The 12,256-nt window shown below is 55.9% G+C and carries 8 protein-coding genes; 3 read left to right on the top strand and 5 right to left on the bottom strand.

The window, feature by feature from the left end:
- Positions 1 to 156: 156 nt before the first annotated feature.
- From IB214_RS21475 to IB214_RS21460, 4 genes are read right to left on the bottom strand one after another with little or no spacing between them, the layout of a single operon-like run.
- Complete coding sequence (locus IB214_RS21475) at positions 157 to 1,179, bottom strand: Gfo/Idh/MocA family oxidoreductase (RefSeq protein WP_117342441.1); 1,023 nt, start codon at positions 1,177 to 1,179, stop codon at positions 157 to 159.
- Between the two features lie 10 nt (positions 1,180 to 1,189).
- Positions 1,190 to 2,257, bottom strand: coding sequence for a Gfo/Idh/MocA family oxidoreductase (locus IB214_RS21470; protein ID WP_117342416.1), 1,068 nt, complete (start codon positions 2,255 to 2,257; stop codon positions 1,190 to 1,192).
- Positions 2,257 to 3,438: a Gfo/Idh/MocA family oxidoreductase gene (locus tag IB214_RS21465; protein ID WP_117342415.1), complete on the bottom strand. Its 1,182-nt coding sequence runs from the start codon at positions 3,436 to 3,438 to the stop codon at positions 2,257 to 2,259. The genes IB214_RS21470 and IB214_RS21465 overlap by 1 nt, the downstream gene beginning before the upstream one ends.
- A gap of 10 nt (positions 3,439 to 3,448) precedes the next feature.
- Positions 3,449 to 4,609, bottom strand: a complete 1,161-nt coding sequence (locus IB214_RS21460) for a Gfo/Idh/MocA family oxidoreductase (protein ID WP_117342414.1) — start codon at positions 4,607 to 4,609, stop codon at positions 3,449 to 3,451.
- A gap of 189 nt (positions 4,610 to 4,798) precedes the next feature.
- Between IB214_RS21460 and IB214_RS21455 the strand changes: the two genes are divergently transcribed.
- Entirely contained in the window at positions 4,799 to 5,851 is a 1,053-nt protein-coding gene (locus tag IB214_RS21455) for a LacI family DNA-binding transcriptional regulator (protein ID WP_117342413.1), read from the top strand.
- Between the two features lie 47 nt (positions 5,852 to 5,898).
- Here the strand turns inward: IB214_RS21455 and msrA are convergent, their stop codons facing one another.
- On the bottom strand, positions 5,899 to 6,537 hold the full coding sequence (msrA, locus tag IB214_RS21450; protein WP_115259592.1) for a peptide-methionine (S)-S-oxide reductase MsrA: 639 nt from the start codon (positions 6,535 to 6,537) through the stop codon (positions 5,899 to 5,901).
- A 212-nt stretch (positions 6,538 to 6,749) separates the two neighbouring features.
- On the opposite strand from msrA, the gene tamA reads away from it, so the two are divergent.
- Positions 6,750 to 8,483, top strand: a complete 1,734-nt coding sequence (tamA, locus tag IB214_RS21445; protein ID WP_115259591.1) for an autotransporter assembly complex protein TamA — start codon at positions 6,750 to 6,752, stop codon at positions 8,481 to 8,483.
- On the top strand, positions 8,480 to 12,256 hold the full coding sequence (tamB, locus tag IB214_RS21440; RefSeq protein WP_117342412.1) for an autotransporter assembly complex protein TamB: 3,777 nt from the start codon (positions 8,480 to 8,482) through the stop codon (positions 12,254 to 12,256). The genes tamA and tamB overlap by 4 nt, the downstream gene beginning before the upstream one ends.

The raw sequence follows: 12,256 nt of genomic DNA, 5'->3' as shown, positions 1-12,256 counted from the left end.
TGGCTACGCCTGCTCACCCCAGTCACTTATTTATGTAAGCGCCTGGGCGTTACCAGACTTGCCGCCTTAAAGCATCTTGAATGATTTTGTGTATAGGGTATCTGTATGCCGGTATTACCCGGCTTATTTATTTACTTATGGAATGCTTAATGAATTTTAATTATTAATATTTATCCATTGTCGCGTCAGAGATGAACGATAAATAGCGTCCACCATCAACAGCGATTTTTGGGCTTGATGGATATCGATATATTCTGTCTGACCGCGATGGGTAATAGCATGATAGAACTGGCTAATGGCCAGTTGGTGACCAAGACCCCAGTAGCTTTTGGCGCTGCCGTCTGGTGAACCATCGCTATCCAGCTTCAGGCGCTGGTCCTTTGTGACGCGCCATAGCGCGTTGTCAGTTAGCTGAAGCATGCCGTTTTCACAGTGGATCTCCAGCAACAGCGGAGAATCGAGTGTATTGCAGTTGCTGGCGTAAAACAGGCCACGTGCACCGTTGGCAAAATGCAGCGTTGCCATCGCGCTGTCTTCTGCTTCCGTCACCGCTGCCAGTTCGCTGCTATCCACCACGCCTTTTAAGCGTGTGACGCCCCCGGCGAACCACTGCATCAGATCGAGAGTATGAATGGCCTGATTAATCAGCAAACTGCCGCCTTCGCGGGCAAAACGCCCGCGCCACGGACTGTCGCTGTAGTACGCCCCGGAGCGTGACCAGGTCAGCACGGCTTTCATGCTGAGCATTTTACCAAGCGTATTTTTCGCCAGTTCATCGCGTATGCGTAAGCTGGTGGGATTCAGCCGGTTCTGGTAGCACACGCCCAGCAGTCCCGGCGCCGAGGCTGCGGCGTCAGCGATGTCGGCAACTTCCCCTCCATTCATGCCTACCGGCTTTTCGCAAAACACATGTTTCCCGGCAGCAAGGGCGGCGAGAATCATATTTTTATGCTCAAAATGCGGCGTACAGATATGCACGACGTCAATGTCGTTATCCAGCAGCATTTCCCGGTAATTGGGATAAAAGCGGCAGTTATAGGTCATCGCCTGCTGTAGCCCGTTGACGCTGTCGGTGTCGACCAGCGCGCGTAGCGTCACCCCCGGCAAGAGCCGTAGGGCGTTGACGTGACTACGGTGGATGGCACCGGCACCAATAATGGCGGCATTTAACGTTTTCATGCTGCCCCCATTATGCATGCGCATTGGCGAGCATTTGCGCCTTCACGCACAGCTCGGCGGCTTTAAACGCATGGGCCTGGGTCATGGCGTTTTCGGTACGGTTCAGGCAGTCGAGAATAAACTCGCCGAAGAACGGGAACCCTACCTTACCGGCGACCGGATAGCGGAATTCCCCCTCTTTATTAACCAGATACACCACATCCTGTTCACCTTGGGTAATATCGACATACTTGCGGATCTCGATATAGCCCTCAGTGCCCAGCAGCGTCAGGCGTCCGTCCCCCCAGGTGCTGAGGCCGTCCGGCGTGAACCAGTCGCAGCGGAAATAGCCCGTTGCGCCGTTCTCGCCCGCCAGCATCGCATCGCCAAAGTCTTCAAACTGTGGATACTGCGGATGATTAACGTTGCGCACCTGGCTTGCGACCACACGCGCCTCGAGGTTGTCGGTGTAAAACAGGAACTGCTCAATCTGATGGCTGCCGATATCACACAGAATGCCGCCGAAATAGCGTCGATCGTAGAACCAGTCCGGACGTCCGCTGCCTTCACGATGCGGGCCGGTGCCCAGGGTCTGGATCACCCGGCCAATTGCCCCCCGCTTGACCAGATCGCCCGCAAAAACTGCGCTTTCAACGTGCAGGCGCTCGCTGTAGTAAACCGCGTACTTGCGCCCGGTCCTGGCCACCATGGCTTTGGCGTCTTCCAGCTGTTCGAGAGTAGTCAGCGGTGCTTTGTCGGTGAAATAATCTTTACCCGCCGTCATCACCTTTAGTCCCAGCGGGCAGCGTTCAGAGGGGATTGCCGCCCCGGCGACCAGCCTGACATCGCGGTCGTTGAGAATGGTCTCCAGTGAGTCAGCCACCTGCGCTTGCGGGTACTGTTGCAGGAATTTCTCCACTTTCGCCGGGTCCGGGTCGTACACCCACTTCAGGGTGGCTCCGGCTTCGATCAGCCCGTTGCACATCCCGTAGATATGACCGTGGTCGAGCGTGGCAGCGGCAATCACAAACTCACCAGGTTTTACCACCGGCTGCGGTTTGCCGGTCGGGGCGTAGTTCATTCCATCTGTCTTGTTCATTACTCTGCTCCTGAATCTAAGTCTTTACCCAGAGGGATAGCACCGACTTCCGTGAAATTGCTCACGGAGGCGGATTTCTCATAAAAATGCGGGGCTTTTGCCATCAGGCCGCCGGTACGATAAAAATCGTCGTGGCTGGGGATGGGCAGCGTTACCACCGTGCGGGTAATGGCGGATTTGTAGATAGCGGTAATCAGCTCCAGCGAACGTTTACCCTGTTCCCCGTCGACCAGTGGGGGCGTCTGTTGTTCGATAGCGCTGAGCAGGTTGTCGATTTGTCCGCTATGCAACGTCCATTGAAGCGCAGGCATGGCATGAAACAGCGCGTCCAGTTGCTCTTCCAGTTCGCGATTATTGTCCGCTTGTGGAAAGCCGTTATCCGCCGACTGGCTGGCATACACCTTCCACGGGGCGGAGATCCGCGCCTTTTCGCCCTGAATAACGATTTTCTGATCTTCACCATGATGCACAACGGATGCGGTGAGCTGAGCCAGCGCGCCGTCTGAATATTTGAAAATGGCCGCACTGAGATCTTCCACTTCCGCGTTGTCATGGGCGACATTGCTCATCATCGCTACCACTTCGCTCGGGAAGCCGAGCATCCACTGAATTGCATCGATGTGGTGTACCGCATGATTCAGCGTGCAGCCGCCGCCTTCTTTCTGCCAGGTGCCACGCCACCACAGATCGTAATAGCAATGCCCGCGCCACCAGAACGAGTCCACCTGTGCGTGGCAAATTTTGCCCGCAAGGCCGGAATCAACGGCGGCTTTTAAGCGCCAGAAGGCATCGGTAAAGCGGTTTTGTGCGATGACCGATAACATTTTTCCGCTGGCTTTCTGCGCGGCAATCATCGCATCACACTCTGCGAGCGAGGCGGCCATCGGTTTTTCGCACAGCACGTGTTTGCCCGCGTGCAGAGCATCAATGCTGATGTCGGCGTGGACGTACGGCGGAGTACAGACGTCGACAACGTCCACATTAATACCCGCGTCCAGCATGGCCTGATGGCTGTTGTAGACCCGTGCTTCGCTTAGGCCGTAGCGCGTTTTCTTCTCTTCGGCTTTTTCCGGCCAGATGTCGACCAGCGCGACGATCCGGCAGCGATCCGCAAACTGTAAATAGCTTTGAATGTGGTTATGGGAGATGTTTCCGGTGCCGACAATGGCAATATTCAGCATGGTCATCCCCTTAACGCTGCCAGCTTGCGGAGGCGTCCAGCGTGCGGCTGGCGGTGGTTTTCTCGACCGATGAGTCGATACGCGCCTGCAACAACCGGGCGTAGCGCTGCTCGTCAATTGGCAGCTCAACCCAGTCATCGGTCCAGGTAGAGAGATGCATGGCGTTGGACAGCGTCAGGCCGCGAATGCCTTCCAGACCAGGGGCGATGAGCGGTTCGCCGCGCAGGACCGCGGCGGTGAAATTGGCGGTGATGACATGATGCTCACTGCATTCTGGTGCGGTAGGGATAGTCACTTCCCAGCACTCCGGCTCGCCAAAGCCGTTTTGCCAGCGGGCGTTGAAGTCGGTTTCGGATTCACGCAGTCGCCAGAAGCGCAGGCGGCCTTCTTCCACCACCACTTTTCCGCGATCGCCGACGATCTCGAGGCGGTTGGTGCCGGGGGTTTCGGCGACGGTGGTGATGAACACGCCGGTTGCACCGTTGGCGTATTCCGCGTAGGCGGTGACCTCATCTTCTACTTCAATCTGGCGGTGTTTGCCAAACTGGCAAAACGCGCGCAAGCGTATGGGCATACCGACCAGCCATTGCCACAAATCAAGCTGGTGCGGGTCCTGATTGAGCAGCACGCCGCCGCCTTCGCCTTTCCATGTCGCGCGCCAGCCGCCGGAGTTGTAGTAACTCTGTGAGCGATACCAGTTGGTGATTATCCAGTTGGAGCGGCGCAATTCGCCCAGCTCGCCGCTGTCGATCAGATCTTTCACCTTCTGATACAGCGGGTTCGGGCGCTGGTTGTACATCATGCCGAACACCACATCGCATTCTCGGGCGCAGGTGTTCATCTCGTGGACCTGCGCGGTACAGACCCCGGCAGGTTTTTCGCACAACGTATGAATGCCAAGACGCATCGCCATCATCGATAAACCCGGATGCGCATAGTGCGGCGTAGCGACGATAACCGCGTCGACAAGCCCACTGTTCAGCATCTCCTCAGCGCTGATAAACAGTGCAACCGCATCGCCTACCAACTGGCGAATAGCGGCATGCTTGTCGGCGTTATTATCGCAGACCGCCGTCAGGCAGGCGTCCTTTACGGTCCCAGCCAGCAGATAGCGGGCGTGGACGGTGCCAATATTTCCCACGCCAATAATGCCAAAGCGTAATTTTTTCATGTCAGGCCTTTTCATCAGAAATAAGGGATAAGCGGACCATAAGAAACGCCTGGAATATCGACAATGTGATTTTGTGAGAGCGGTTGCAGGATGAGGAAGAAGTTCGCACAAATATTGAAAAAGTGTTTTAGAGTCAATGAACTATGTTTGCAAAAACTTGCAAAGATAGATTGCGAGCGAGGTCACAGAATGTCAGGCAAGCTAAAAATGGATGAAATCGCTGCCTTAACCGGGTTCTCCGTGAGTACCGTGTCGAGGGTACTGAGCGGGAAGTCCTGTACCAGCGATAAAGCTCGGGAAGCCATCGTGAAATGCGCGCGCCAGCTAGGGGTGCTTGATACGCTGGCCTGCGGGCGGCTGCTGATCAACGGGATAGCGGTCTTCGCTCCACAGCGCACATTCATTGCGCAGGGCGATGTGTTTTACCTCGAAGTGACGCGCGGCATTGCTGAAGCTATTGCGCCGCATGATGTCTATCTGAGCTACTGCGGGTTAGATGAGCAGCGAGCCGACATCAAGCTCTTTCTGCAAAAGGCCAACAGTAAGAATATCAACGCTATTATTCTCATCGGCATTGATGACCCCACCGTGCATAAGCTGGCGCAGTCGCTGGGAAAACCCTGCGTGCTGATCAACTCACAGGATAAAGAAGGGGTATTGGACGCGGTCTCGCCCGATCACCGATCGATTGGCAACCAGGCGGTGCAGTATCTTTTTGAGCAGGGGCATCGGCGCATTCTCCACGTCACCAGCCTACGACGTGAAACCCTGTACTGGCGTCTGGAAGGCATAAAGGAGATCTATCGGCAGTATCAGGTGCCGTTTGATGCCCGGCGCGATCTGTTGGTGACGGAAGGATTTTCTGAACCAGAGGCGATACAGGCGATTAGCGACCGGCTACGTGAACTGCCGCAGAGCGAATGGCCGGAAGTGATTTTCTGTGCCGGGGCGTCAATGTCCAGCGGCGTTCGTCGCGTGCTGGAAGCGTTGGGGGTACGCATTCCCGATGATATCTCGCTGATGACCACGGACGTCAAAGAACTGGATGGCCATGTGGTTTCTGCGGTCACCAGCATTACCATTCCCTGTCGGGCATTAGGCGTAGAAGCGGTGCATTTGCTGCAAAACCGCCTCAATCGCCCGGCTGCGCCGGTGTTTAATCTGCTGCTCAAGGGCAAAGTGACGGAAAGGGGAACCGTCGCCAATGCCACGCGCCATGCCGCGCTGGCGCGGGAGCAATAGTTGACCCGACAGGCCCGATAAGCGTAGCGTCATCGGGCAGCAGCAGATTAGTTCTGCGGCGGCAGGCACACGCCAATGCCGCCAATACCACAATATCCATAAGGGTTTTTATGCAGATATTGTTGGTGATCGTCCTCGGCATAATAGAACGGCGTGGCGGTATTAATCTCTGTCGTGATGTGGCGGTCATCGCCCGCAGCGGTCATCGCCGCCTGAAAACGCGCGAGGCTGGCATCTGCTGCACTCTTTTGCTCCGGCGTGAGCGGATAAATGGCCGAACGATACTGCGTGCCCTGGTCATTGCCCTGACGCATGCCCTGCGCCGGGTCGTGATTCTCCCAGAACACCTGCAGCAGTTGCTCGTAGCTGATAACATGCGGGTCATAAACGATACGCACCGCTTCGGCATGGCCCGTTTCGCCAGAACAGACTTCCCGATAGGTTGGGTTAGGCGTGTAGCCGCCGGTATACCCGGCAGCCGTGCTGTAAACGCCGGGTAAAGACCAGAACAAACGCTCCACGCCCCAGAAACAGCCCATCGCGAACAGGGCGATTTCCATCCCTTCGGGTACGTGGGTCATCGAATGTTGGTTCACCGCATGCAGCGTTGCCACGGGCATCGGGGTGTTGCGTCCAGGTAGAGCATCTGCTTGAGAAACAAGATGCTTTTTATCAAATAAACTCATGGCCGTTCTCCCGAAATCAGTCATTTGGGTTAAGGTTGTAACAAGACGCGTCTTTGCCCACAATAACTGGCGTGAATACGTCTAGAGTTAAACATAAGAAATATTTGGGTTGCCGTCTGTTTTTCAACTCTTATTGTTGATTTTTTGTTAAGCCGAGGAACGGCAGAGTATTTTTTTCCAGGGGTGGGAAAAAAGGATATTCAGGAGAAAATGTGCCACATATCCGTCAGTTGTGTTGGGTGGGGTTGCTGTGCTTAAGCGGCCCGGCCGTCGCCGCAAATGTTCGCTTACAGGTCGAAGGATTATCGGGACCGCTGGAGAAAAACGTCCGTGCGCAGTTGTCCACGATTCAAAGTGATGAAGTCACACCGGACCGACGTTTTCGTGCGCGCGTTGATGACGCTATTCGCGAAGGGTTAAAAGCGCTGGGCTATTTTGAGCCGACCATTGATTTTGAACTGCGTCCGCCGCCGGCGAAGGGACGTCAGGTATTAATCGCTAAAGTGACGCCCGGAGAGCCGGTACTTATTGGTGGCACCGACGTTGTTTTACGCGGCGGGGCGCGCACCGATAGCGATTACCTGGATCTGCTGAAAACGCGTCCGGCAATCGGCACGGTGCTCAATCAAGGAGACTATGACAGCTTCAAAAAGTCATTAACCAGCGTGGCGCTGCGCAAAGGCTACTTTGACAGTGAATTTAATAAAAGCCAGCTGGGGATTGCGCTCGATCGTCGCCAGGCGTTCTGGGATATCGATTACAACAGCGGTGAGCGCTATCGCTTTGGTCATGTCACCTTTGAAGGTTCGCAAATTCGCGATGAGTACCTGCAAAACCTGGTGCCGTTCAAAGAGGGCAAAGAGTACGAATCCAAAGACCTGGCGGAGCTGAACCGCCGTCTCTCAGCAACCGGCTGGTTTAATTCTGTCGTGGTGGCACCAGAGTTCGACAAAGCCCGCGAAACCAAAGTGTTACCGCTGAAAGGTGTGGTCTCACCACGCACGGAAAACACCATTGAAACCGGGGTGGGCTATTCAACCGACGTCGGGCCACGGTTAAAAACCACGTGGAAAAAGCCGTGGATGAACTCCTACGGCCATAGCCTGACCACCAGTGCCAGTATCTCTGCGCCGGAGCAGGTCCTGGATTTCAGCTATAAAATGCCGCTGTTAAAGAACCCGCTGGAGCAGTATTACCTGGTGCAGGGGGGCTTTAAACGTACCGATTTGAACGACACCGAGCAGGACTCAACCACGCTTGCCGTCTCCCGCTACTGGGACCTCTCCAGCGGCTGGCAGCGTGCGATCAACCTGCGCTGGAGTCTTGACCACTTTACTCAGGGTAACGTCACCAACACCACGATGCTGCTGTATCCGGGCGTGATGATCAGCCGGACGCGCTCGCGCGGCGGCCTGATGCCCGTCTGGGGCGATTCCCAGCGCTATTCCATTGATTACTCCAATACTGCCTGGGGCTCTGACGTCGACTTCTCCGTCTTTCAGGCGCAAAACGTCTGGATCCGTACGCTGTACGACAGCCATCGCTTTGTGATGCGTGGCAACCTCGGCTGGATTGAAACCGGCGATTTCGACAAAGTCCCGCCGGACCTGCGTTTCTTCGCCGGGGGCGATCGCAGTATTCGCGGCTATAAATACAAATCTATTTCGCCTGAAGGGAGTGACGGCAAGCTGAAAGGGGCCTCCAAGCTGGCGACCGGATCGCTGGAATACCAGTACAACGTAACCGGTAAATGGTGGGGGGCGATGTTTGTGGATAGCGGTGAAGCGGTGAGCGATATCCGCCGAAGCGATTTCAAAACCGGTGCCGGGGTTGGCGTTCGTTGGCAGTCACCGGTCGGGCCGATCAAGCTCGATTTAGCTGCGCCGATCGGCGACAAAGATGAACATGGTTTACAGTTTTACATCGGTCTGGGGCCTGAATTATGAGTTTATGGAAGAAGATAAGCCTCGGCGTATTGATTGTTATCCTGCTGTTGTTGGGCTCCGTGGCGTTCCTCGTCGGCACGACCTCGGGCCTGCATTTGGTCTTCAAGGCCGCTAATCGTTGGGTTCCAGGGCTGGAGATTGGCCAGGTCACCGGCGGCTGGCGGGATCTGTCGCTTAAAAATATTCGCTACGACCAACCTGGTGTGGCGGTGAATGCCGGTGAAGTGCATCTGGCCGTTGGTCTTAACTGCCTGTGGGACAGCAGCCTGTGCGTCAACGATCTGTCGCTGAAAGACATCAACGTGGCGATCGACAGCAAAAAGATGCCGCCTTCTGCGCCGGTTGAGGAAGAAGACAGCGGCCCGCTAAACCTCTCCACGCCTTACCCGATCACGCTTTCCCGCGTGGCGCTTAACAACATCAATATCAAAATCGATGACACCACGGTGTCGGTGCTGGATTTTACCTCCGGACTGAACTGGCAGGAAAAAACGCTGACCCTGAAACCTACGTCATTGCAGGGGCTGTTAATCGCCCTGCCAAAAGTGGCGGACGTGGCGCAGGAAGAGGTGGTGGAACCGAAGATCCAAAACCCGCAGCCGGATGAAAAACCGCTGGGCGAAACGCTGAAAGATCTGTTCTCAAAACCTGTTTTGCCGGAAATGACCGACGTTCATCTGCCGCTGAATCTTAATATCGAAGAATTTCGCGGTGAACAGCTGCGCGTCACCGGTGATACGGATTTAACGGTATATAACATGCTGCTGAAGGTGAGCAGCATTGACGGCAACATGAAGCTCGACGCGCTGGATATCGACTCCAGCCAGGGGGCAGTGAAGGCCAGCGGTACGGCGCAACTGACCGACAAATGGCCGGTTGATATTACCCTCAACAGCACGCTGAACATCGAACCGTTAAAAGGCGAGAAGGTGAAGCTGAAGGTTGGCGGCGCGCTGCGTGACCAGCTGGAAGTGGGTGTCAATCTGTCTGGTCAGGTGGACATGGATCTGCGTGCACAGACACGTCTGGCGGAAGCGGGATTACCGCTCAATCTGGAGGTGGTGAGTAAGCAGGTTTACTGGCCATTTACCGGCGATAAGCAGTTCCAGGCCGATGACATCAAGCTCAAGCTGACCGGCAAGATGACCGACTATACGCTCTCGATGCACGCCGCCGTGAAAGGCCAGGATATTCCTCCGGCGATCATCACGCTGGATGCCAAAGGCAATGAGCAGCAGATCAATCTCGACAAACTTAGCGTTGCCGCACTGGAAGGTAAAACCGAGCTGAAAGCGCTGGTGGACTGGCAGCAAGCCATTAGCTGGCGCGGGGAGCTGACGCTGGACGGCATCAATACGGCGAAAGAGGTGCCGGACTGGCCCTCGAAACTGAATGGTGTGATCAAAACCCGCGGTAGCCTGTACGGCGGAAGCTGGCAGATGGAGGTGCCAGAGCTGAAGCTGAGCGGTAACGTGAAGCAGAACAAGGTCAATGTGAACGGCTCGCTGAAGGGTAACAGCTACCTGCAGTGGACCATCCCCGGCCTGCATCTGGAACTGGGGCGCAACAGCGCTGAGGTGAAAGGTGAGCTGGGCGTCAAAGATCTCAATCTCGACGCGACGATTGATGCCCCAAGTCTGGATAACGCGCTGCCGGGGCTGGGCGGCACGGCGAAGGGGCAGGTCAAGGTGCGTGGTACGGTAGAGGCGCCGGAACTGCTGGCGGATATCACTGCCCGTGGCCTGCGCTGGCAGGAACTGTCCGTGGCTCAGGTGCGTGTTGAAGGCGATGTGAAATCAGCGGAGCAGATTGCCGGTAACCTCAACGTGCGCGTTGAGCGGATTGTGCAACCTGATGTGAACATCAATCTGGTTACGCTGAACGCCAAAGGAAGCGAAAAGCAGCATGAGCTGCAGCTACGTATTCAGGGCGAGCCGGTTTCGGGACAGCTTGATCTGGCCGGGAGTTTTGATCGCAAAGAGCAGCGCTGGAAAGGGGAATTAAGCAATACCCGCTTCCAGACCCCGGTTGGTCCGTGGTCGCTGAACCGCGCCATTGCGCTGGATTACCGCAATCAGGAACAGAAAATCAGCATCGGGCCGCACTGCTGGAACAACCCAAATGCGGAACTGTGCGTACCGCAGACGATAGATGCCGGAGCGGAAGGTCGCGCAGTGGTGAACCTTAACCGTTTCGATCTGGCGATGCTGAAACCGTTTATGCCGGATGCCACCCAGGCCAGCGGCGTGTTTACAGGCAAGGCCGATGTGAGCTGGGACACCACCAAAGAAGGACTGCCGCAGGGGCAGGTGACGCTGAATGGACGTAATGTGAAGGTGACACAAAGCGTCAACGATGCCCCGCTGCCGGTGGCGTTTGACACGCTGAATCTCACCGCCGACCTGCACAACAACCGTGCCGAACTGGGCTGGCTGATCCGCCTGACCAATAACGGCCAGTTTGACGGTCAGGTGCAGATAAGTGACCCGCAAGGACGACGTAATCTGGGCGGGAACGTCAATATCCGCAATTTCAATCTGGCGATGGTGAACCCTATCTTCTCGCGCGGCGAAAAAGCCGCCGGAATGCTAAACGCCAACCTGCGCCTCGGAGGTGACCTGCAAAGTCCACAATTGCTCGGCCAGTTGCAGCTGAGCGGCCTGGACGTTGACGGCAACTTTATGCCGTTCGACATGCAACCCAGCCAGTTGGCCGTTAACTTCACCGGGACCCGTTCGACAATTGCGGGCGTGGTGCGCACGCAGCAGGGAGAGATAAACCTGAGCGGTGACGCCGACTGGAGTCAGCTAGACAACTGGCGAGCGCGCATTGCGGCCAAAGGCAGCCGGGTGCGTATCACCGTGCCGCCAATGGTGCGCCTGGATGTCTCGCCGGATGTGGAATTTGAAGCCACGCCGAACCTGTTTACCCTGAACGGCAATGTCGATGTGCCGTGGGCGCGTATTGTGGTGCACGACCTGCCGGAAAGCGCGGTCGGTGTTTCCAGTGATATGGTGATGCTCAATGACAATCTACAGCCGGAGAAACCGCAGAGCGCCGGGATCCCGATCAACAGCAACCTGAACATCCACGTCGGCAACAACGTGCGTATCGATGCCTTTGGTCTGAAAGCACGTTTGACGGGCGATCTCAAAGTGGCACAGGATAAGCAGGGGCTGGGCCTCAATGGGCAGATTAATATCCCAAGCGGCCGCTTCCATGCGTATGGTCAGGATTTGATTGTACGTAAAGGTGAGCTGTTGTTCTCCGGTCCACCGGATCAGCCGTTGCTCAATATCGAGGCTATTCGTAACCCGGATGCCACCGAAGACGACGTGATCGCCGGTGTTCGCGTAACGGGTACGGCAGATGAACCGAAAGCGGAAATCTTCTCCGACCCGGCGATGTCGCAGCAAATGGCGCTCTCTTACCTGCTGCGCGGGCAAGGATTGGACAGCGAACAGAGCGATAGTGCGGCAATGACGTCTATGCTTATTGGCTTAGGGGTTGCACAAAGTGGTCAGATTGTGGGTAAAATCGGGGAGACGTTTGGCGTAAGCAATCTGGCGCTGGACACGCAAGGGGTGGGCGATTCATCTCAGGTGGTTGTCAGCGGATATGTACTGCCAGGTCTGCAGGTGAAATATGGTGTGGGTATATTTGACTCTTTAGCGACACTCACGCTACGTTATCGTCTGATGCCTAAGCTATATCTGGAAGCTGTGTCTGGCGTTGATCAGGCACTTGATTTGCTCTATCAGTTCGAGTTTTAG

It is taken from the genome of Citrobacter sp. C1, from assembly GCF_014596895.2.
GTDB classification, from domain to species: Bacteria; Pseudomonadota; Gammaproteobacteria; order Enterobacterales; family Enterobacteriaceae; genus Citrobacter; species Citrobacter gillenii.
This window is presented reverse-complemented; position numbering and strand designations above follow the sequence as displayed.

Excerpts from the sequence above, each read along its gene's own strand:
- IB214_RS21460 (WP_117342414.1), bottom strand. The coding sequence starts at position 4,609 with ATGAAAAAATTACGCTTTGGCATTATTGGCGTGGGAAATATTGGCACC.
- IB214_RS21465 (WP_117342415.1), bottom strand. The coding sequence starts at position 3,438 with ATGCTGAATATTGCCATTGTCGGCACCGGAAACATCTCCCATAACCAC.
- IB214_RS21470 (WP_117342416.1), bottom strand. The coding sequence starts at position 2,257 with ATGAACAAGACAGATGGAATGAACTACGCCCCGACCGGCAAACCGCAG.
- IB214_RS21455 (WP_117342413.1), top strand. The coding sequence starts at position 4,799 with ATGTCAGGCAAGCTAAAAATGGATGAAATCGCTGCCTTAACCGGGTTC.
- tamB (WP_117342412.1), top strand. The coding sequence starts at position 8,480 with ATGAGTTTATGGAAGAAGATAAGCCTCGGCGTATTGATTGTTATCCTG.
- msrA (WP_115259592.1), bottom strand. The coding sequence starts at position 6,537 with ATGAGTTTATTTGATAAAAAGCATCTTGTTTCTCAAGCAGATGCTCTA.
- IB214_RS21475 (WP_117342441.1), bottom strand. The coding sequence starts at position 1,179 with ATGAAAACGTTAAATGCCGCCATTATTGGTGCCGGTGCCATCCACCGT.